The sequence below is a fragment of the Ignavibacteriota bacterium genome (assembly GCA_016707525.1).
GTDB lineage: Bacteria > Bacteroidota > Ignavibacteria > UBA10030 > UBA6906 > JAGDMK01.
Genome location: JADJHP010000001.1, coordinates 773,239 through 794,574 on the forward strand (window position 1 = coordinate 773,239; position 21,336 = coordinate 794,574).

The window sequence follows — 21,336 nt, forward strand, 5'->3', positions numbered from 1 at the left end:
CTTACTGACGATCTCTCGCATGGGAGCCGCATGACACCTACCCCGATCTCGCATGATAGTGCACACCGGTCACGCCCGGCCCTGCTGTTCCGCACGTGGTTCAGCCTCTCCCTGCTCCTCGTGAACCTGACCTGGCCGGTACCCCGCGCCGTTGCCACCATGCAACAGGATGATCCGGGGATCGTGTATGTCGCTCCCAACGGCAACGATCTCTGGTCAGGGGCGCTTCCTGCACCCAACGCCACGAAGACCGATGGGCCCCTCGCCACGCCGGGCAAAGCCAGGGACGTAGCCCGCATGCAACGGCGCGCAGGCCTTCGGCCTTCCGTGCTCATCCGTGGGGGAAACTATGCGTGCACCGCCACACTTACTCTGGATACGTCCGATTCGGGGAGCCCCGGACACGATGCTGTCTGGAGCGCATACCCGGGCGAGACGGTGCGCTTTCTGGGCGGCAAGACCATCGAAGGATTCTCCCCTGTCCGCGACCCGGCCGTCATGGCACGGCTGCATCCGGACGCCCGCTCGTCCGTCCTCGTCGCCGATCTTCGCGCGCAGGGCATCACCGACGTTGGCACACCGCCCGACCGCATGAATCTCTTCTTCCGCGGCGCACGGATGCCTGTTGCACGGTACCCGAACGAAGGATGGCTCAGGATCGCCGATGTCCCTCTCATCGAAGCACAGATCCTCAACCCGGGCGACAGGAAAGTGATCAAGAATGGCCTCCCTGCCGGACGACACAGCGGGATGTTCCGGTACGATGGTGAACACCCCTCAGACTGGAAGGACCAGACGGATGTCTGGATGCATGGCTACTGGGTATGGGATTGGCGGGATGCCTATCAGAAGGTGGCGAGGATCGACACGGCATCGCACACGGTGTACCCCGAGCCTCCCCATCATCACTATGGGTATCAGAAGGGGCAACGCTACCGTTTCCTGAACGTGCTCGAAGAGCTGGACCAAACGGGCGAATGGTATCTTGACGCCGCACACGGACTTGTCTACTTCTGGCCTCCGTCCCCTCCCACGGCCGGCGACGTTACGGTCTCCCTCTTGAGGGAGCCGATGGTGCAGATGATCGGGACGTCGCACGTCCGCATCGAGAACATCATCTTCGAAAGCTCCAGGGCAAGCGCTGTCAGGATCAGGGGCGGCAGCGACAACCTGATCGCCGGTTGCACGGTCAGGAACATTGACAACGACACCTGCATCATCATCGATGGGGGCACGAAGAACGGGGTCCAGAGTTGTGACCTCCACGATATCGGCGGCACAGGGATCAGGGTCGTTGGCGGTGACCGGACGACGCTCACGCCCGCGGGGAACTTCGCCATCAACAATCATATCACCCGGTACGGTGGCATCCTGCAGAGCTTCAACGGCGGCATCTTCCTTCACGGGGTCGGGAACATCGTGGCACACAACCGCATCCATGATGCGCCGTTCTCCGGGATCCAGTACTATGGCAACGACCATCGCATCGAATACAATGACCTGTACGACCTTGCGCACGAGTCCGGGGATGTGGGGGGCATCAACACCGGTGGCGACTATACGGAGATGGGCACCGTCATACGGCACAACTATATTCACGATACGCACGGGTATGGCGAGGGCGGGTTCCGCGGGATCTATCTCGATCTTCCCGGATCCAACACGACGATCTTCGGGAACATCCTCGCGAACGTGGACATCGGCGTCTTCTTCAACAGCGGGCGCGACAATGTGGTGGAGAACAACATCTTCTACAACTGCCACCCGTCGGTGAACATCTACATCTGGCCGCACAGGTCCTACTTCGCTCCGGGGGGAGCCTGGAAGATCCACGAGAAGCTCCAGGACGTCCACTTCACACAGCCGCCCTACAGCATCCGTTATCCCCGGCTCCCCCACTACCTCGACACGGCGGGCCTCGGGATGCCGTACGGCCACCGGGTCGTGCGCAACGTGAGTGCCGGAGGGACATGGCTGGACCTTTCCGAAGGCATGGACTTCACGCATGTGCAGATCGAAGGGAACCTGATAGGAGACTCGATGCTGGCCGTGTTCACCAGAAAGTGGACACCCGACTACGATCCGTACGCGATCGGATACGCGTCAACGCACACCCGCACCGATACCGCGATGGCCGGCGAACTTCTCCGTCATGGCAACGTCATCGATGATCACCCCTTCATCGATCCTGAGCACGGGAACTTCGGCCTGCGCCCGGGATCGCGCGCGGAGAAGGCGGCCTTCCAACAGATACCCATGGACGAGATCGGGTTGATCCACGACCGGTATCGCCACACCATCCCCGCGCGCTGATGGACCATCGCTCAGGGATGGTCCCGCACTGCATCGATCCGGGCGGCGACGGGCAGGCGGTGCGAGCGACCTCTCGTTGCTTCTGTCGAACGGTGTCTCTATCTTGCGAGCTGTACCTCAACCTCTTCCTCCATACAGGCCGGCCTATGCTCCAGCAGATCCTCTGTGTTCTCGTTGCCATGTGTCTCGTCCATCCGGACTCCTCTGCGGGGTCCCCGCCCCCGGCACAACGATCACTGCTCATCCGCATCGATAACGTGAAGCCCGAGACCCTGCGGAAGACCGGGATATTCACGTTCGACGACTACGACTACCGGAAATTCACCACGCTGGTCCGCGACACCGCCCTCCTGGTGGTCACTCCCGCTGAACGGGCATTGCTGGCGGAGCGTGGACTTGCGTCCACTCTTGTCATGGAAGATACCAGCTTCGTGACCCTGGTCCGCCGTGCAATGTACGGGCCGGGCATGAGGATCCAGAAGCCGTATCATACCTATCCGGAGATCGTCCGCAGGGGCAAGGAGTTGGAAACCCGATTCCCTTCCCTCGTCCGCGTGATCGAGATCGGCAAGAGTTCGCAGAAGGGCCAACCGATCCACGCCTTCGTGATCTCCAGGAATGTCGGGACACGCCGCGACGTCCCCGCGTTCATGATCGATGGCTGTCATCACAGCAACGAGCTCATGGGTGCGGAGATCTCCCTCGCTGCAGCGGAAATGCTCGTGACGACGTATGGGACGGATCCGGAGGTCACACGGTGGGTCGACAACCTCCGCATCATCGTCGTGCCGGTGGTGAACGTTGACGGGCATGATATCGTGACGTCCGGACAGGATCCGCGCTGGCGGAAGAACACGCGCGACACGGATGGCAACGGGGTCCTGAACCATCCGGACGGTGTCGACATCAACCGGAACTACGATTTCAATTGGGGCGGGGGCGGCGCAGGAGAACCCACCAGCGGGCGGTATCGCGGCCCGTTCCCCTTCTCCGAGAATGAACCCCGCGCGATCGCTGAACTCGCGCGCAAGGAGCGCTTCCTTCTTTCCATCACCTACCACAGTCAGGGTGAAGTGATCTATTATCCGTGGAACTGGGGAGGGCGAGCCGCGCCGGATGATGCGCTCCTCACCCCGATGGCCCGTGCGCTTGCCGGTGCGATCACAACGATGAAGGGAGATACAAGCTACCACGCGGAACCAGGCGCGGGGCTTGTCGGACAGTCGTACCCCTGGTTGTACGGTACGCTCGGCACATTCGATTTCATCGTCGAGACGGGGCTCGGGGCCGCCTTCTTCCCTCCGCATGAAGTGCAGGGGATCGTCGACGCGAATCTGAACGGCATCCGCACGATGTTGCGCCGCGCGGAAGGGCCGGGCGTCGCGATCCACGTGGCCGACGCGTCGACAGGCGTCGCCCTCGAAGCCACCGTATGGGTTCCGCGGATCGAAACGGAGGAGGTCAGACGGCGCACGACGGATCCCGCGACCGGTACACTGTATCGCTTCCTGCCTCCTGCGCCTCATCAGGTGATCGTCTCCCGGCCGGGGTATGATACTCAGGTCCTCACGGGCGTCACGCCACCGGAAAGCGGATGGAAGCGGATCGATGTCCAACTGACACGCTCAACACACTAAGGCAAGGGCATCCTGTTGAAACAGTTCGCGCAGTTCCTCATTGCCACCACTGTCCTCTCGCTCCTGGTCCTTGTCCACGCTGCGGCACAGCCGAACAGCGGCGGTACGTCGCCCCGACTGACCGCGGCTTCGATGGAAGGGGTTTATCTCCTCTCCTGGGACGCCCCCGGGATGAGTTCCCTGAACTCCATCCCCCTGGGCAACGGCGATTGTGCGGTGAATGCGTGGGTGGATGACCGGGGTGACATCTTGCTGTACCTCGCGAAGTCGGATGCCTGGTCGGAGAACGGCCGCCTTCAGAAGCTGGGGCGGATCCGTATCGCACTCACTCCTTCGCCGTTCGGATCCACGACGTCCTATCGCGAGGCGCTGAACATCGTCCGCGGGATGTTCTCGATCTCGGCGGGCACCGGGCCCGATGCACCGCGACTGGACCTGCGGGTTGACGCGAACCACCCGGCAGTGGTCGCAACCCTGACATCCCCCGTTCCCCTCTCCGCACGGGTCTCGCTCGAACTCTGGCGTACCGCACCGCGTGCGCTGAAGGATGGCGAGGAGATCCATTCGGCGTATGGCCTCAGCGACGGCGAGAGCGTTCCCGTGGTCGTCGATCCGGATTCCATTCTGCGCACGAAGGGGAACCGCATCCGCTGGTTCCATAGGAACAAGCGGTCCGTGTGGGCGGACAACCTGCGACTCCAGGATCTCGATCCTGCCACCGCGGGCCCCGACCCGTTGCTGGGCACGACCTCCGGCGGGATCATGGAAGGTACCGGATTCATTGCGCAATCAGACTCTGTCCTTGTCACCCGCGCACCATCGCGCACGATGCGTCTGGTGATCACTCTGCACACGGCCGAGCGTGATACCAGGGGGCGATGGCTCGCCGAAGCAGACGCCCGGGCGACCGCCGTTGCGAAGGCCAGGGAAACGCACCTGCGCGCTGCCCACGAGAAATGGTGGGCGTCGTTCTGGGAGCGGAGCTATATCATCGTGTCATCCGAGGACTCCACCCAGCGGTCCGCGACGGCGACCGTGACACGCGGATATGCCCTGCAACGCTACATGCTCGCGTGCGCGGGGCGCGGAGCATACCCGATCAAATTCAACGGTTCGCTCTTCACCGTGGATACCTACGGCCGGCCCGGGCCCGCAGGCGGACTCGACGCGGACTTCCGCCGTTGGGGTGGACCGTACTGGTTCCAGAACACACGGCTTGCGTACTGGCCCATGCTCGCGGCAGGCGACCCCGACCTGATGAAGCCGCTCTTCACGATGTATGCGGCCGCACTCCCACTGCGCCGTGCCGCGACCAAACGCTACTACGGCCATGACGGCGCGTACTTCCCCGAGACCATGAATTTCTGGGGGACCTATACCAACACGAACTACGGCATGGACCGCACCGGCCTCACGCCGGGGTTGACCGCGAACCGTTACATACGGTACCATTGGAATAGCGGACTCGAACTTTCGTTGATGATGCTGGACCATTACGCATTCCGTCCCAACAGACGGTTCGTGCAGACAACGCTCCTCCCGGTCGCCTCGGACGTCCTCCGCTTCTTCGGGCAACACTGGCCCCGGACCGCAGAGGGCATCATCCGGTTCTCGCCGTCGCAGGCACTCGAAACCTACCAGGACAGTGTTGTTGACCCGATGCCTGATGTCGCCGGCGTGCGTGTCGTGGCATCGAGGATGCTCGCGCTGCCCGACTCGCTGACGACACCCGCTCTCCGCGATGAATGGCGCAGCCTCTTGAGAGCACTTCCCCCCCTGCCACTGCGGATCGAAGGGGGCGATACGCTGCTTGCTCCGGCCGCGCACTATGGCAAGACCGGCAACATTGAGAATCCCGAACTCTACGCTATCTTCCCCTACCGGATCTTTGGCGTGGAGAAACCGGGGCTTCAGCTCGCGCGCCGGAGCTTTGCGAAACGGGTGACCACCGAGAACGGCGGCTGGCAGCAGCACAGCGTCCAGGCGGCGATCCTCGGACTGACGAACTCGGCGATGGCGTTCATGGTGGACAACTTTTCGCGGCGCGATACTCTCTGCCGCTTCCCGGCATTCTGGGGGCCCAACTACGACTGGACCCCCGACCAGGACCACGGCTCGGTGGCGATGCTGGCGCTGCAGAACATGGTGCTGCAGGAGAAGGACGGCGAAGCGATCCTGTTGCCGGCATGGCCCGCGAATTGGGACGTCGCGTTCCGTCTGCACGCTTCCGGCAATGCGGTGATCACGGGGTTGATCGCGAAGGGAAAGATGCAGCATCTCGATGTGACCGAGGCGGACTGACGCCCTTTTCCCTTTGCCTTTTTCTCGCAATCCGTGTATCTTTTTGAAAGAACATCGCATAGCACCCGTGCCACTGGTCCCTCCATACATCGAGTCCCTCGAGCCGTACAAGGCAGGCAAGCCCATTGCTGAGCTGCAGCAGGAACTCGGCATCACGCGCGTTGTCAAGCTGGCATCGAATGAGAACCCCATCGGGGCGTCTCCTCAGGGATTGGCTGCGATGCGTGCCGCGATGGACGATCTGCAGCTCTACCCGAACGGCGGGTTGGACCTGCGGGGCATGCTCGCCCGGCAGTATAACCTTCGGATCGAGAATGTGATCGCCGGGAGCGGCTCCGAAGGCATCATGTCCAACATCATCCGCGCATTCCTGTGCGACGATGATGAGGTGCTGACCTCCGAAGGGACATTCATCGGATTTTACGTCCTTGCACGCTCACGCGGGACGCGGCTCATCACGGTTCCCCTGCGCGAGTACCGGTTCGACCTTCCGGCCATCGCCGACCGCATCACGGCGCACACGAAGATCATCTATCTTGTCAACCCGAATAACCCCACGGGAACGATCTTCACCCGCGGCGAATTCGACGATTTCATGGGGAGGGTTCCCGCACACGTCCTCATCATCCTCGATGAGGCCTACTTCGAGTATGCACGGGACAACCCCTCGTATCCGGATTCCATGCACTACCGGTACGATAACGTGATCACGCTCAGGACATTCTCGAAGGTCTACGGGCTTGCGGGCATCCGCATCGGCTATGGGTTCGCACACGATGCCCTCATACGGAACCTCTTGAAGGTGAAGCTTCCCTTCGAGCCCAGCACGCCCGCCTCCGCGGCCGGGATCGGTGCACTGGCAGATGCGGAGTTCCTGCACCGTTCGTTGGCCGTGAACGCCGCCGGGAAGAGAACCCTCGGCGATGCCCTCACGGCACTCGGGCTGGCCGTCGTGCCGACCGAAGCCAACTTCTTCTGCGTGCCGCTCCAGAGCGAGGACGCCGTCAACAGGATCTTCAACGGCCTGCTGCAGCACGGCGTGATCGTCCGCCCCCTGAAGGCATTCGGGCTCCCCCACTGCCTGCGCATCACCATCGGAACGCAAGAACAGAATGCCATGCTGTTGGTGGCACTGGCGAGCCTGAAAGCGGCCGGGATCTTCGGATGACCATCCGGTGCCTCCCGGCCACCGGACATGGATAGTGCGGAACGCTTGTACATTCTCGTATGTTCTTTCATAGACAAGGAATCACCATGCAGTCACGAACCCTCATACCCACCTTCGCCGCACTCGTACTGCTGGCGGCCCTGACCCTCACCCTCACATCCTGCGCGGTCCTGCAACAGGTCAGCGGCGCGGCGATGAATCTTTCGCGCTGCTCCTTCAAGCTTGACCACATCGGCGATTTCCAGGTCGCCGGGATCACCCTGACCGGCAAGTCGAAACTCGGATTCGCCGATGGCGCGCGAGCGGTCGCGGCATTTGCCAGGGGCGAACTGCCGACCCAGTTCACGCTGTTCGTCGCCGCAAAGAATCCCAACGACGGATCGGGCGGGTCGACCAAAACCGCTGCGACGCTGACGTCGTTCGCCTGGAACCTCCGTCTCGACGACACACCGACCATCGCCGGCGACATCGCCGAACCGATCAGCATCCCGGGCACCGGACAGGAGGCCATGATCCCCCTGCGGATGAACCTCGATCTCTACTCCTTCTTCAAGGACAAAGGATACGAGAAGATCCTCGACCTTGCCCTGGCGCTTGGCGGTTCCAGCGGGTCGGCGTCCCGAGTCACACTGCGCGCGAAGCCGACCATCCGTACGGATTTCGGGCCGCTCACGTATCCGGGCGAGATCGACATCATCGACAGAGAATTCAGGGGGAAGTAGCGGACATCCTTTGGCATGTCCGATCCAGACCACTGCAGGGAGCACGCTGACGTGTCCACGGCTGATATCGACCAGGCGATGGCCGCAACCATCGCGCGAGCGCGGAGTCTCCATGATATCCCCATTGAAGAGGCGGGCCTGCCCTACCGGACCCTTGGCCATCTGCTGGAGGAGCAGGCAGAGGTCCATGAACAGAAGATCTTCCTGATCTTCTACGGCGCCGACGGCCAGCGGCGCGAATTCACCTACCGTGAGATCTATGAGGAGGCCTGCCGCACTGCGAATTTCTTCGCCGGGTTGGGCCTCCGGCCGGGCGACAGGATCGCGACCGTGGATGACAACCACCCGGACCTTGTCATCATGTACTTCGCGGCCTTCCTCCTCGGGGCATCGGTGGTTCCCATCGATCCCACATTCGACGACACCGCCATTGCCTGTATCCTCCGGACGTCCCGTGCCTCGCATGCGTGCGTCCGCGATACGTACCTGGGGCGCATCACCGCCCTGCGCGAGCATGCCCCATCATGCCGCACCATCGTACAGGTGGGTGCACGGCTACGGCAGGATCTCCCCCATGTGCAATCGGACGCTGCCAGGTTGAGTACCCGGTTCACACCCGAACGCATCATCGGCGCCGTCGATGAAGCACTCGTGATGTACAGCTGTCCCCCGTCCGGCAAGCCGAAAGGCGTCGTCCTCGAACATGCGAATCTTCTCTCGGAAGCCCTTGCGATCGGCGAATGGCACAGGCTGTCCGGCGACCAGCGGCTGATGTGCATCCTCCCCGTGCACCATGTCAAAGGCATCGTCCTCTCTCTCATCACTCCGCTCGCCGCCGGCGGTGGTGTTGTCCTCACGCGGTCATTCCAGGCTGAGAAGTTCTTTGAACGGATCGCTTCCGACCGCATCACGGTGGTCAGCACCGATCCCGGATTGCTCGAGGCACTCCTGCATGCCAAGCTGTCCGTCGACGCCTATAGACTCGCTCACCTGCGTCATCTCATCTGCGGGGCCGGCCCGCTCACGGTGGAGCTGGTCCAACGCTTCGAGACCATCTTCAAGCGTCCGGTGATCCATGCGTACGGACTGTCCGAAGCAACTGCATGCTCATGCTGTGTGCCCGTGGATCTTCCACCGGGCGAACACAAGCAATGGCTCACGCGCCATGCGCATGCGTCGGTCGGCATGCCCCTGCCCGTGAACGAGGTGACCGTGCTTGACGGAGAGGGAAAGGAAACGGAGGAAGGGCAGAGCGGCGAGATCGGTGTGCGCGGGCACAACGTGATGCGGTGTTACGATGCGGACCCGGAGGCGACCCGCGCGGCATTCCGGAATGGTTGGTTCATGACCGGGGACATGGGGAGCTGGAAATACGACGGCGAAGGCAGGAAGTACTTCTTTGTGGAGGGCCGGAAAGGAAATTGAAGATGGAACATTGAAGATCGAGGATTGACAATTCATTGCCAATCCTCGATCTTCAATCCTCAATGGACAATTGGTGTTATCCCTAGAAGGTTCCTATCAGTATCCCACCCTGCAGCATCAGTCCCTTTCCCGACACCTCCGACGGAACGCCGAGAAGTTCATATTTGCCGTCCACCTGCCATGACGGGAACGACATCATGCTGTACGTGGCGCCGACGCGGAGCGCGAGCCAGCTCAGCACCGCATACTCCACGTTCGCGGTGGGTGCCCAGAGGAGGAAGGACCCGTTCAGGATCCGTGTGCCATTCGGTACCGCCGTTGTGCCGGTCCCGCCAAAGGCCTGCTGCTCCCCGATCCAGGTGTTCGACCCGCCGTTGCTCTGGCGCAACGTCAGGTCCATGAACCCCCAGCCCAACGTGGCACCGAACGCCAGGTCAAGATGCACGGCCAGGGGAAGCACGTACTCCACGGTCAACGCACCCATGCCGACACTCAATTCCGCATCGCGGCGGAGGCCGGAGATATCCGGGGAAGAGCTCTTCAGTCCGCCCGACAGACCCATACCGCCGACCCGGACATTCTGAAGGACCATGATGTAGGCAGCACCCGCCCCACCCGTCATGAAGACGCCGCCTTCACTCAACGCAGCGCCCTTCCCTGCAGCGAGGAAGGTATTGATCGGCTTCACATCCATGAACAGGTAGCCGGGAGTGAACCCGCCGAAGAGCCCCATCTTCGCCATGCGCGAACGCTTCGGTGGAATGGGCTCCTCCTGGGTCGTTGCCAGCGGTGCCATGAATGATGCACAAAGAAGCAGTAGCAGCAAGCGTTTCATCGGTGTACTCCGGGTGGACTCTGACTGTGTTGATGTGAATTGTGGAATGTACGAAACGGGGAAGTGACATTCAATCGGCGCATTGACACTCCAGCCACCGTTCTCTATATTGATGCCATCATATGATGCCATCCTTGTGCCACTCCCTGCGGAACCCAGTGCGACCACGTGCGGCCCTTTGTGCGATCCTCGTCACCTGCGCCTCGACCGTTGCATGCTCCGCCGGAGAACCGGAACGCACGGGCGGCGTCACATTCCTTCCGGGGGCAAGCATTTTCACCCCCCTGGCCGCCAATCCCGAGGAGGTCCGTGTGGGGGTGCGGCGGGAATTCGGGTCTACGCGCATGCGGCTCGATATCGGCAGCGCACTGGACCTGATCGGCTATGAGCCGGCATCCGATCCCGGCATATCCCTTCGCATCGGCGCCGAGATGTTCGTCTTCGCTCTCACGACGTCGTATCAGGGACTGCATCTTCAGGTCGACGCGGTGGACGGATATTTCGGCGGGCATATCACCCTCCGCAAGCAGCATGCGTCATCCACGGTGTACCTCCGCATGCGCATCCTCCACCTGAGTTCTCACTTCATCGATGGCCATTTCCGTCTCGAGACCGAGACCTGGATCGATGGCCAACTCCCCCGCCCCTATTCCCGCGACTACGGAGAACTCACTGCTGCATATGAACCGCATGGCGAGTCCTGGGGCGTTTTGCTCTATGCAGGATTCCAGCAGGCATGGTTCTGCCGCCCGGCACGCATGCTCCGGTTCAACGCCTTTCAGGGATTTGTTGCCCGCACGTCGGGATGGACAGGCCCGCTCTTCGGAAAAGCCACCACGCTCTACCTTGCGGATCATTTCCTCCTCACCGGCGTCGGCACCCTGTCCGGATCGAATGTCGCCGAAGGGGGCATCAAGTTCGGCACCTGGGAACAGAGCGGCATCCGGGTGTTCGTCAGCTATCACAGCGGTGTCGAAATGTATCATCAATATTTCGACGTGAAGCGTAATGACCTCGGGATCGGGTTCTCGCTCGACCTCTGATCCGGGGCACATCCCGTCGGTTCATCCTCCTGTACGCAGGTTCATCTCCCCATTCTGCAGGTTCACTGCCTTTTGTTTTCTCCCGCCGGGGTCGTGTGGTATCTTGCGTGTGTTCACCAGGCCACGCATCAACATACACCACACGATCACGAAAGAGAGGACATCATGACACTCAAGCGCACACTCGCCATCGCCTGCGCGATCGCACTCAGCATCACCGGCACCGCGGGCGCACAGGGGCCCACCGAACAGGAAGGGCTGAAGATCGGGTCGACAACCGTGGGCGGCACCATCACGGTGGGAGGCCGTTACACCACGATCGACGGCGTGGCATCCGGGATCCTGGACGTGAAAGCAGGCATTGTGCTCGACCAGACGTGGGGCATCGGCTTCGGCTTTGCCGCACCGTACCTGGACAAGCGGTTGACCGCCCTCGTCGCGGATGGGACGTATCACATGTCGACCGGGTACTCGGGGATCTACATCGAACGATACTTCCGTTTCAGCGATGATTTTGTTGCGTCTGCGTCCGTGCTCATGGGCCAGGGGGTCATCATGTATCAGTATGACAAGGAATACCGTACGCAGAAGGCATGGAGGGACGAAGTGATCGACCAGACCACGTTCGCGGTCTTCGAGCCTGCCATCAGCGCCCAGTACCGCTTCGGTGGTTCCTTCTGGCTGGGCGTCACGGCAACCATCCGCAACACGTCACCGGTCCAGCTGCTCGGGACATCCGAGTCCATCTTCCGCAAGGGCGGCGTCGGGATGACCGCACGGTGGGACCTCTTCTGAGCAGGCATGCCATGGAAGCGCCCGGCGCGCAATGCGTCGGGCGCCTCCGGCATTTTTCGTGTTTTTTCCCGACATTGGATCGATCATGAAACTCAACCGCACATCCTTTCTCTTCATCCTTGCGATCGTCGCCGCCATCGAGGCGATCATCATCCTGTATAACAATGCGACAGGCTACATCCTCCTGGGCGGGCCACTCGAATTCCTCTTCCGGCTCGCCTTCGGCACCTTCGCAGCGACACCTGTTGCTATCCTGTTGTTCCTGATCAACGGCGCTGTCATCCGGACGCTTGACAGGCTCATGCCATGGGAGCGAGCGTTTGTCACCCGGATCCCCGGCGAAGCTCTGCTGGCCACCGTGATCGGCTCCGTGCCCGGGGCCGCTCTCACTGTTGCCGTCCATGCGCTGGCCCCCTATGCGGACAGCCTCATGAAGAATGTGGTCAACAACGCCTTGATCGCCGGGGTCCTGAACGTCATCATCATGGCCGGCCTGGAGGCATTCATGGCATCGCGCAGGACCGCGGAAGAGCGGCGGCGCGCCGAGGTGCTTGAGCGCGAGAATGCGGAGATCCGCTTCACGTTGCTGAAGACCCAATTGAATCCGCATTTCCTGTTCAACAGCCTGAACGTCCTCTCTTCACTGATCGGCCGGGATCCTGCACGTGCGCAGCAATTCGTGGACGAGTTCGCGGCCGCCTACAGGTACATCCTGGAGGTCATCGACCTCCCGCTCGTGGGACTCCGCCGCGAGTTGGCATTTGTCCGATCCTACCTGTACCTCCAATCTCTCCGGTTCACCGATGCGGTGCACGTCGATATCGAGGTCGCGACCGACCAGCTTGACCTGCTCGTTCCGCCTCTCGCCGTGCAGACGGTGGTGGAGAACGCCTTCAAGCACAACAGGGCCACGGCCGAAGCCCCCCTCCACATCACCATTGCAGCCAGGGACGGCCTGCTGGTCGTGCGGAACAACCTGCAACTCCGGTCGGCAGGGACCCATTCAACGGGGATCGGCCTGAACAATCTCCGCAAGCGCTTCGACCACCTTGGCACAGTTCCTCCACGGTTCACACTGGCGCATGACCAGTTCATAGCAGAACTCCCACTCATCATCCACGAATGACCATGGACGTTCTCATCGTTGAAGATGAACAGCTCGCCGCGGATCGTCTCGCGGATCTCCTGCGCGAGATCGATCCGGCCATCCGCATCGCTGCAATACACGGATCGGTGGCTGACGCCGTGGCATGGCTCCGTCTGCACACGGCGGACCTCCTCTTCCTGGATATCCAGCTTGCCGATGGACTGAGCTTCGACATCTTCGATTCCATCACGGTCAAGAGCCCGATCATCTTCACGACGGCCTACGACCAGTATGCGCTTCGCGCCTTCAAGGTCAACAGCATCGATTACCTCCTCAAGCCGATCCGCGCTGCCGATCTCCGGGAAAGTCTGGCGAAGGTCGGGAGCATGGCCCGGGCACTGCAACCCGATATGGAGGAGTTGCTCCGGCAGGTGAAGGGTTCATCCCCGCAGTACAAGCGGCGGTTCCTGATCCAGTTCGGGGAAAAGATACGTATCGTGGAGACCCCCGACGTGGCGTACTTTCATGCCCTGGAGGGCTCCGTATTCCTCACCACTACCTCACGCCAGTGCTACCCTGTTGATCAGACCCTGGATGCACTGGAGGAGCTCCTCGACCCGGAGCATTTCTTCAGGATCAACCGGAAGATGATCGTCTCTTTCAAGGCCATCCACGCGATGGTCCCCTGGTCGCGCTCCCGGCTCCGGCTCACACTTGAACCTGCCGAACCGAAAGGCATCGAAGCCCTTGTCAGCGTGGAACGCGCGGCGACGTTTCGGAAGTGGATGGATACCTGACCGCTGGCGTCCGCCTGTTGGGTCGATTGTACAGATTTCCGGCGCGCTCCCCCTGGATCGCTGTTTCCGATCAGTGCTCACCGTTTTCAGTCTGGCACGGTTCCTGAACCGGATACACTAGAACAACCAGGGATCGGTGGGATGACACGTTGTGCAGTGATGGTCTATGTGCTTCTCGTAGGAACCGCGGCTGCCGGTCTTTCGCAGGATCGTCTGCCGTCCAGCTTCAACGAAACCCCCGGACTGCATGTCGTCGCATACGATGGACGCCTGCACAGGAGCACGGCATATTATGCGGCGCTGTGCGCCGTGGTCGATTCTGAGATGGGCGTTACCTGCAGCGGAGAACGGCTGCATGTCGTTTTTGTCGATCAGGAGACCAGCGACCGGATCATCGCCGCCAATCCGGGGCGCTTTCAGGGGAAGGATTTCACCGGAGCATTCATTCCGCCCGCCCTTATCGTCCTCGTCGGCGAGGATGAATCCGACGACACCTTCATGCACGAATACCTGCACTACCTGCACACGCATGGGCTCGTCTTCCGTGGCGTCCCGCACGACATCGTGCATCGCCGCATCGAGGAGACCGAAGGATATCTCCTCGCAAGCCGGAGTTATATCCGGTTCCTGCGATCGCACCTGCAGTGACCACCCCGTTGCCTCACGTACGTTTCTCTTCGAACGCGACCACTTGACTTTGATCGGGCTGCTCGGTACGTTACGCCGCGGGTGAAGCCGCACCATCACCCCACCTTCCTTGCTTCGTGCGTGTTCCGGATCGGAGACAACGATCATGACGCGAGGACAGCACCATGCCAGACGCCTCTCCCCCTCCTTCGCAGGACCATACCCGGAACACGTCGCAGTGAACGCTCCATCGCGGATGGTGCACGGCGCCCTGCGTGCCACCCGTCAGAGCGGATCCATGTCGCGCACAGTGCCGCGACATCCCTGTGCATACCATTACGGAGGTCCCATCATGAAGGCACGCGTTGTACTTCTGCTCTTCGTTGCGGCTCTGTGCGCCGTCATCAGTCTTCCCGCGTCCGCCTCGCCGGTATCCGATGAGGTACGCATCACCACCACATCGCCCGAGGCCCGCGCGGAATACACCAGGGCCCTCACACTCATATATAACGCCCGGCTCGATGAGGCCCGCACGGTCCTCATCCACGCCACGAACCTCGACCAGGAGTTCGCCATGGCCCGGTACCTCCTGTCCGTACTCGCTCCGTCCGAGGAGGTGGCCATGACCCACATCGCAGCGGCGATGACGCTCACGGGGAAGGTGACCGACGGAGAGCGTCTTCTGATCGAGGCCCATCACGCACTCATCACCGGCAGTACCACACGGACCGAGGAATTGACGCGGGATGTTGTCGTGATGCATCCCGAGGATGTCTGGGCACGGTTGACACTCGGTACGCTGCTCTACACCACACACCGGAATGACGAAGCCATCACCGAGTTTGAGAACATCCTGAGCATACAGCCCGGCTGCCCACCGGCGCTGAACCTTCTGGGGTATGCGAACATGGCCCTGGGCCGGAACGAGGCCGCCGAGACCGCATTCAAGCGGTATGTGGAGGCCATCCCCGATGAACCCAATCCGTACGACTCGTATGCAGAGTTCTTGATGAAACTCGGACGCTTTGATGAATCCATCCGTTCCTACGAAAAGGCGCTGGCGATCGATAAGCATTTTCACAGCGCGACGATCGGGATCGCCAACGATCTGATCTTGCAGGGACATCCCGCTGCAGCGCGGCTCCGCTTCCAGACACTCTATGAGAACGTCGGCACGACCGAGTGGAAGCGCGCCGCGCTCAGCGGATTGATCCGGGCATTCGTGTCCGAAGGTAAATTCGAACGCGCCATCACCGAAGCCAAACGCCGGCGGGACATGGCGCTCAAGGAAAAGAATGCCGTGGCGGCGGCCGCAGACCTGAACCTCATCGGCACACTCATACTTGCCTCGGGCTCCGCCGATCCAAAGACCGGCGTCTATCTGAAATCGCGAACCGCCGATGTCCGCAGAGCGAACCAGGTTCGCGCTACCTTGCATGATGCGTACCGGACGCTCGACGGCGCCGCCGTCCCGGAACCTGCCAGGATCGGCACGCGGCTTGGCCTGCTGTTCACGGAGATCGAGGCGGCAGTGCAGGAGAACGACCTGACCGCGGCACGGCGGAAGGCGGATGAACACCGGGCCCTGGCATCAAAGACCGGCGACCCGCGTGCACTCCAGGATGCGGCGACCGTCCGCGCGATGATCGCTATGGCCGACAAGCGGTACGAGGATGCGCTCGATGACCTGCAGCATGCGAACCTGTCCAATGCGAGGACCCTGTTCCGTCTCATGGAGGTTCACGAAGCGATGGGGAATGGTGCCGAGGCGCGTGACGTGGAGAGGAAGATCCTCGCGCTGAATGACGGCTCCCTGGAGCTTGCCATGGTCAGGGGGGGGGGGGGCGGGGGGGGCCCCGCCCGGGCGGGGGGGGGGGGGCGGGGGGGGGGGGGGGGGGGCGGGGGGGGGGGGGGGGGGGGGGGGGGGGGGGGGGGGGGGGGGGGGGGGGGGGGGGGGGGGGGGCGGCGGGGGGGGGGGGGGGGGGGGGGGGGGGGGGGGGGGGGGGGGGGGGGGGGGGGCGCGGGGGGGGGGGGGGGGGGGGGGGGGGGGGGGGGGGGGGGGGGGGGGGGGGGGGGGGGGGGGGGGGGGGGGGGGGGGGGGGGGGGGGGGGGGGGGGCGGGGGGGGGGGGGGGGGGGGGGGGGGGGGGGGGGGGGGGGGGGGGGGGGGGGGGGGGGGGGGGGGGGGGGGGGGGGGGGGGGGGGGGGGGGGGGGGGGGGGGGGGGGGGGGGGGGGGGGGGGGGGGGGGGGGGGGGGGGGGGGGGGGGGGGGGGGGGGGGGGGGGCGGGGGGGGGGGGGGGGGGGGGGGGGGGGGGGGGGGGGGGGGGGGCCCCGGGCCGGGCCAAGGGGGGGCGGGGGCGGGGGGGGGGGGGGGGGGGGGGGGGGGGGGGGGGGGGGGGGGGGGGGGGGAAACCCCCCGGGGGGGGGACCCCGCCGCCCCCCCCCCCCCCGGGGGCCCCCCCCCCCCCCCCCCCGGGGGGGGGGGGGCCCGGGGGGGGGGAAAAAGGGGGCCCCCCCCCCCCCCGGCGGGGGGGGAAAAAAAGAAAAAAGGAAAACCCCCCCCCCGGGGGGGGGGGGGGGGGGGGGGGGGGGGAAAGGGGGGCGGGGGGGGGGGGGGGGGGGGGGGGGGGGGGGGCCCCCCCCCCCCCCGCCCCCGGGGGGGGGGGGGGGGGGGGGGGGGGGGGGGGGGGGGGGGGGGGGGGGGGGGGGGGGGGGGGGGGACCGCGGGGGGGGGGCCCCCCCCCCCCCGGGGGGGGCCGGGGGGGGGGGGGGGGGGGGGGGGGGGAAAACCCGGGGGGGGGGGGGGGGGGGGGGGGACCCCGGGGGGGGGGGGGGGGGCGCGGGGGGGGGGGGGGGGGGGGGGGGGGGGGGGGGGGGGCCGGGGGGGTGGGGGGCCCCGGCGGGGGGGGGGGGGGGGGGGGGGGGGGGGGGGGGGGGGGGGGGGGGGGGCGCGGGGCCCGCGGGCCGGGGGGGCCCCCCGGCCCCGGGGGGGGGGGGGGGGGGGGGGGGGGGGGGGGGGGGGGGGGGGGGGGGAGGAGGGGGGCCGCTGGGGGGGGGGGGGGGGGGGGGGGGGGGCCCCCCGGGGGGGGGGGGGGGGGGGGGGGGGGGGGGGGGGGGGGGGGGGGGCCCCCCCCGGGGGGGGGGGGGGGGGGCGGGGGGGGGGGGGGGGGGGGGGGGGGGGGGGGGGGGGGGGAGGGGGGGGGGGGGGGGGGGGGGGGGGGGGGGGGGGGGGGGGGGGGGGGGGGGGGTGGGGGGGGGGGGGGGGGGGGTTTTTTTTTGGGGGGGGGGGGGGGGGGGGGGGGGGGGGGGGGGGGGGGGGGGGGGGGGGGGGGGGGGGGGGGGAAAATTCCCCCCCCCCGCGGTTGGATAGCAAGACTGATGCCAGGAAGGAACGACGTTGGTGCTCCCAGGAAGGCGCGCAGGTGTGCACGGACGCGACACTCGGCGATCAGCGGAAGGAGCACGTGAGAATTCCCTGCGCCGCCTTCCCGGTAACAACTGGATCAGAGGCCGAGGACACTCGCGCGCTCACGCATCGCCGCGATGACGAAGCCGATATGTTCTTCGAGGGGGACGCCGAGGTCGGCGGCACCGCCGGTGATGTCTTCCCGGCTCACGGCACGCGCGAACGCCTTGTCCTTCAGCTTCTTCTTGACGGACGAGACCTCGAGGTCGGCGATCTTGTTCGGACGGATCACGGCAGCGGCCATGATGAAACCACACAATTCGTCGCAGGCGAAGAGCGCCTTCGCCATGCGTGTATCGCGGGGGATCCCTGTGTCCGGCACGTGCGACATGATCACGCGCCGCACCTCGTCAGCCACCCCCTTCTCCTTCAGGATCTCCGACCCCTTCGTGGGATGGTCAGGATACGAAGGGAACCGTTCGTAATCGAAGTCATGCAGCAGGCCGACAACGCACCACAGTTCTTCGTCCTCCCCGAACTTCCGGGCGTAGGCGCTCATCGCCGCTTCCACGGCAAGGGCATGTTTGCGGAGGGGTTCGGTGAGAGTGTATTCGTGGAGCAGGTCGAGTGCTTGCTGTCGTGTCACGCATATCCTCCGGCTGGTTGCGTACGGTGCGTCAGGTCGGCAATGTCCTCCTCGATCCGGGCGATGAGCGCGGGAATGCCGCGCACGACGGCCTCACTGAGGCCGCGTCCGGGCTCAAAGGTGCGCCCTTCGACGCCGTACAGCAGCAGCACACCGGGGAGAGACCCCAGGGTTCGCCCGAGCGCGATCGCCTCTGACACCCCAAAGGTATGACTTGAGGACCGAAAAAGCGAATGCGGGACCGGATCACGATGGCAATCGACCCGGTGGACGCTGCCCGGCGTACCCCCGGAGCTGACCGCATCGATGAGCATGGCGCAGCCGCACCCCTGCCAGGCCTCGTGAAGGGATGACCCTTCGCCCGGATGCTCGATCACGGTCACGCCGGCACAGCCACGCCGTTTCAACTCCCGCGCGGCATACAGTCCGAGCCCATCGTCCGAACGGAACTCATTCCCGATGCCGATCACAAGGATCCCGCTGTTCATTCCCGTTCGATCGTCACAAAGTGGGTCGCACAGGAGATACAGGGGTCATAGTTGCGCACGGCCTGCTCGGCTTTCCAAGTCAGCTGTTCCCTCTCCATGTCGATGTTGGCTGTCACGAACTTCCGCAGATCGCTCTCCATGGTCCCGAGGTTCTGGGCCGTCGGCGGCACGATCTTGGCGTCCATGATGGCTCCTTCGTCATCGAGGCGGTAGCGATGATAGAGCATTCCGCGCGGGGCCTCACTCGCTCCGAACCCGATCCCCGGCACCGGGGCGACAGGGACGGCGGGTTCGGGCGGCGGTTCATAGTCCGCGATGATCTGGAGAGCCAGATCGTAGGCGTAGACCGTTTCGATGGCGCGCACGACGATGCTCTTGAACGGATTCATGACCGGCGGAACGACCCCGACATCGGCGGCCACTTGCCTGGCCATCGGAGAGAGCTTGTCGAAGCTCAGATTGAACCGCGCGAGTGGGCCGACATGGTAGTTCCCGTGCCCTTTCAGCACGGAGTGGAGCGCATTGGAATGCGGGATATGCCGCTCCTCAAAGTGGAACTCGTACTCCCGCACCGCAATGTCGAGTCCGTGCCCCGTCATGATCCGGTTGCCAAGCATGGGATACTCGGACGGATGATGGACCGCAACGTACTCGTAGTCCACTTCGAGCACAGGGAACTCGAACGTCGCGACAAGCTTTTGCCGTCGCGATCGCCATGTCCCTGCCCCACTTCAAGTCTTCCACCAGCCTCTCCAGATCCTGTCGGGACGGGACCTTGTAGAAGCCGCCGACGCGGACACTGATCGGGTGGATCTCGCGTCCGCCGATCACACTCACGATCTCGTTCCCGATCTTCTTCATCCGCAGCGCATTCCGCACGAGCTCCGGCTTGTCCTTCGCCAGCTGCAGCGCATCCTCATACCCGAGGAAGTCAGGGGCATGCAGCATGTACACGTGCAGGACATGGCTTTCGATCCATTCCCCGCAGTACAACAAACGGCGCAACTCGCGCAGCTGTCCGTCCACGACCACTCCGAAGGCGTCCTCCATGGCGTGCACCGCACTCATCTGATAGGCGACGGGACAGATGCCGCAGATGCGCGCCGTGATGTCGGGTGCCTCGGCAAAGCTCCGGCCGCGCATGAATGCCTCGAAGAAGCGCGGTGGCTCATAGATGCGCACCTTCGTGTCGGTGATCTTCCCGTCCGTGATCTTGATGAAGATCCCGCCTTCCCCTTCCACGCGGGCGAGGGTGTCGACCTTGATGACCCTATTTTTCATGGGCGTCGCTCTCCTTGCGGAATGCTTCCGCATACGCGTTGAACCCGCGGTACATGAGCATCACGTCCCGGCGGTCCTTCCCCAGCTCGAGGAACCGCTTGCTGAGGGCAGGAGGGTTCGGGTTTTCCATCGGTCCAAAGCACCCATAGCATCCGCGGTCGTACGAAGGACAGAGCCCGCCACATCCGGCCTGTGTGACAGGACCGAGACACGGGGTCTGCTTCGCCACCAGCACGCAGACGGTGCCACGGAGTTTGCATTCCATGCACACGCTGTGCGACGGTATCGTCGGCTTCCGCTTGTTCAACGATGCGTTCAACACTTCCAGGAGCTGGAACTTATTGATCGGACATCCGCGCAGCTCGAAGTCCACGTGCACATAGGACCCGACCGGCATCGAGCGGTCGAGCGTTGAGATGTACTCCGGCGATGCATACACCAGCCGCGTGAACTCCTTCACGTCCTTCCAGTTGCGCAATGCCTGGATGCCACCCGCGGTCGCGCAGGCACCGATCGTGATGAGCACGCGGCAGGACTTCCGGATCTCGCGGACCCGCTCCACATCGTGCGGCGTGGTGATGCTCCCCTCGACGAGGCCGATATCATAGGGGCCCTTCACCACGCGCCGGGATGCCTCGGGGAAATTCGCGATATCCACGGCCCCCGCAACGGCAAGCAGATGGTCTTCGGCATCGAGCAGCGAAAGCTGACAGCCATCGCAGGAGGCAAACTTGAAGACGGCGATCTTCGGTTTCTTGGTGGCCAT

General features: G+C 64.2%; 18 protein-coding genes and 2 pseudogenes. 12 read left to right on the forward strand and 8 right to left on the reverse strand.

All coding sequences use genetic code 11. The features are described 5' to 3' along the window. Positions 1 to 30 precede the first annotated feature (30 nt). From IPI01_03275 to IPI01_03300, 6 genes are all read left to right on the forward strand, one after another. Positions 31 to 2,313, forward strand: coding sequence for a right-handed parallel beta-helix repeat-containing protein (locus IPI01_03275; GenBank protein MBK7256840.1), 2,283 nt, complete (start codon positions 31 to 33; stop codon positions 2,311 to 2,313). A gap of 146 nt (positions 2,314 to 2,459) precedes the next feature. Continuing rightward, the gene (locus IPI01_03280) at positions 2,460 to 3,950 is read left to right on the forward strand and encodes a hypothetical protein (GenBank protein MBK7256841.1); all 1,491 of its coding nucleotides are present in this window, start codon (positions 2,460 to 2,462) and stop codon (positions 3,948 to 3,950) included. Positions 3,951 to 3,965: 15 nt separating this feature from the next. Beyond that, a complete protein-coding gene (locus IPI01_03285; GenBank protein ID MBK7256842.1) occupies positions 3,966 to 6,251 on the forward strand; it encodes a hypothetical protein in 2,286 nt (761 codons plus the stop codon). Positions 6,252 to 6,318: 67 nt separating this feature from the next. Continuing rightward, complete coding sequence (locus tag IPI01_03290) at positions 6,319 to 7,419, forward strand: histidinol-phosphate transaminase (protein MBK7256843.1); 1,101 nt, start codon at positions 6,319 to 6,321, stop codon at positions 7,417 to 7,419. An 86-nt stretch (positions 7,420 to 7,505) separates the two neighbouring features. Then, positions 7,506 to 8,141 (forward strand): hypothetical protein, encoded by a 636-nt coding sequence (locus IPI01_03295; protein MBK7256844.1) that lies wholly within the window; start codon positions 7,506 to 7,508, stop codon positions 8,139 to 8,141. A 51-nt stretch (positions 8,142 to 8,192) separates the two neighbouring features. Then, complete coding sequence (locus IPI01_03300) at positions 8,193 to 9,566, forward strand: acyl--CoA ligase (GenBank protein ID MBK7256845.1); 1,374 nt, start codon at positions 8,193 to 8,195, stop codon at positions 9,564 to 9,566. An 82-nt stretch (positions 9,567 to 9,648) separates the two neighbouring features. Here the strand turns inward: IPI01_03300 and IPI01_03305 are convergent, their stop codons facing one another. After that, positions 9,649 to 10,401 carry a hypothetical protein gene (locus tag IPI01_03305; GenBank protein ID MBK7256846.1) on the reverse strand — a complete coding sequence of 251 codons (753 nt, stop codon included), beginning with the start codon at positions 10,399 to 10,401 and terminating at the stop codon, positions 9,649 to 9,651. Positions 10,402 to 10,559: 158 nt separating this feature from the next. Here IPI01_03305 and IPI01_03310 point away from each other — a divergent pair, with 158 nt between their 5' ends. The 5 genes from IPI01_03310 (at position 10,560) to IPI01_03330 (ending at position 14,771) form a co-directional block, all read left to right on the forward strand. Beyond that, a complete protein-coding gene (locus IPI01_03310) occupies positions 10,560 to 11,444 on the forward strand; it encodes a hypothetical protein (protein MBK7256847.1) in 885 nt (294 codons plus the stop codon). Positions 11,445 to 11,609: 165 nt separating this feature from the next. Further along, a complete protein-coding gene (locus tag IPI01_03315; protein MBK7256848.1) occupies positions 11,610 to 12,239 on the forward strand; it encodes a hypothetical protein in 630 nt (209 codons plus the stop codon). 85 nt (positions 12,240 to 12,324) lie between these two features. Next, on the forward strand, positions 12,325 to 13,365 hold the full coding sequence (locus IPI01_03320) for a histidine kinase (protein ID MBK7256849.1): 1,041 nt from the start codon (positions 12,325 to 12,327) through the stop codon (positions 13,363 to 13,365). A 2-nt stretch (positions 13,366 to 13,367) separates the two neighbouring features. Further along, entirely contained in the window at positions 13,368 to 14,123 is a 756-nt protein-coding gene (locus IPI01_03325; GenBank protein MBK7256850.1) for a response regulator transcription factor, read from the forward strand. Positions 14,124 to 14,264: 141 nt separating this feature from the next. Then, entirely contained in the window at positions 14,265 to 14,771 is a 507-nt protein-coding gene (locus IPI01_03330) for a hypothetical protein (GenBank protein ID MBK7256851.1), read from the forward strand. 315 nt (positions 14,772 to 15,086) lie between these two features. On the opposite strand, the gene IPI01_03335 is transcribed toward IPI01_03330, so the two are convergent. Continuing rightward, on the reverse strand, positions 15,087 to 15,404 hold the full coding sequence (locus IPI01_03335) for a hypothetical protein (GenBank protein ID MBK7256852.1): 318 nt from the start codon (positions 15,402 to 15,404) through the stop codon (positions 15,087 to 15,089). Positions 15,405 to 15,657: 253 nt separating this feature from the next. Between IPI01_03335 and IPI01_03340 the strand changes: the two are divergent. Further along, a pseudogene (locus IPI01_03340) lies at positions 15,658 to 15,822 on the forward strand (tetratricopeptide repeat protein). Between the two features lie 86 nt (positions 15,823 to 15,908). Here IPI01_03340 and IPI01_03345 read toward each other — a convergent pair. From IPI01_03345 to IPI01_03370, 6 genes and pseudogenes are all read right to left on the reverse strand, one after another. Further along, entirely contained in the window at positions 15,909 to 16,079 is a 171-nt protein-coding gene (locus IPI01_03345; GenBank protein ID MBK7256853.1) for a hypothetical protein, read from the reverse strand. A gap of 48 nt (positions 16,080 to 16,127) precedes the next feature. Further along, positions 16,128 to 16,484: a hypothetical protein gene (locus IPI01_03350; protein ID MBK7256854.1), complete on the reverse strand. Its 357-nt coding sequence runs from the start codon at positions 16,482 to 16,484 to the stop codon at positions 16,128 to 16,130. A gap of 1,768 nt (positions 16,485 to 18,252) precedes the next feature. Further along, the gene (locus IPI01_03355; protein MBK7256855.1) at positions 18,253 to 18,801 is read right to left on the reverse strand and encodes an HDIG domain-containing protein; all 549 of its coding nucleotides are present in this window, start codon (positions 18,799 to 18,801) and stop codon (positions 18,253 to 18,255) included. Continuing rightward, the gene (locus IPI01_03360) at positions 18,798 to 19,289 is read right to left on the reverse strand and encodes a hydrogenase maturation protease (protein ID MBK7256856.1); all 492 of its coding nucleotides are present in this window, start codon (positions 19,287 to 19,289) and stop codon (positions 18,798 to 18,800) included. The genes IPI01_03355 and IPI01_03360 overlap by 4 nt, the downstream gene beginning before the upstream one ends. Continuing rightward, positions 19,286 to 20,570 (reverse strand): annotated as a pseudogene (locus tag IPI01_03365) (Ni/Fe hydrogenase subunit alpha). Before IPI01_03365 ends, IPI01_03360 begins: the two are co-directional and overlap by 4 nt. Beyond that, positions 20,560 to 21,336 carry an oxidoreductase gene (locus tag IPI01_03370; protein ID MBK7256857.1) on the reverse strand — a complete coding sequence of 259 codons (777 nt, stop codon included), beginning with the start codon at positions 21,334 to 21,336 and terminating at the stop codon, positions 20,560 to 20,562. Before IPI01_03370 ends, IPI01_03365 begins: the two are co-directional and overlap by 11 nt.

Coding starts and splice junctions, on each gene's coding strand:
- IPI01_03360 (MBK7256856.1), bottom strand. CDS start 19,289: ATGAACAGCGGGATCCTTGTGATCGGCATCGGGAATGAGTTCCGTTCG.
- IPI01_03295 (MBK7256844.1), top strand. CDS start 7,506: ATGCAGTCACGAACCCTCATACCCACCTTCGCCGCACTCGTACTGCTG.
- IPI01_03350 (MBK7256854.1), bottom strand. CDS start 16,484: ATGAGACGGAACAGGGTCCTCGCATTGGACAGGTTCGCATGCTGCAGG.
- IPI01_03275 (MBK7256840.1), top strand. CDS start 31: ATGACACCTACCCCGATCTCGCATGATAGTGCACACCGGTCACGCCCG.
- IPI01_03345 (MBK7256853.1), bottom strand. CDS start 16,079: ATGAGGTTCAGGTCTGCGGCCGCCGCCACGGCATTCTTTTCCTTGAGC.
- IPI01_03305 (MBK7256846.1), bottom strand. CDS start 10,401: ATGAAACGCTTGCTGCTACTGCTTCTTTGTGCATCATTCATGGCACCG.
- IPI01_03320 (MBK7256849.1), top strand. CDS start 12,325: ATGAAACTCAACCGCACATCCTTTCTCTTCATCCTTGCGATCGTCGCC.
- IPI01_03315 (MBK7256848.1), top strand. CDS start 11,610: ATGACACTCAAGCGCACACTCGCCATCGCCTGCGCGATCGCACTCAGC.
- IPI01_03280 (MBK7256841.1), top strand. CDS start 2,460: ATGCTCCAGCAGATCCTCTGTGTTCTCGTTGCCATGTGTCTCGTCCAT.
- IPI01_03330 (MBK7256851.1), top strand. CDS start 14,265: ATGACACGTTGTGCAGTGATGGTCTATGTGCTTCTCGTAGGAACCGCG.
- IPI01_03370 (MBK7256857.1), bottom strand. CDS start 21,336: ATGGCCACCAAGAAACCGAAGATCGCCGTCTTCAAGTTTGCCTCCTGC.
- IPI01_03325 (MBK7256850.1), top strand. CDS start 13,368: ATGGACGTTCTCATCGTTGAAGATGAACAGCTCGCCGCGGATCGTCTC.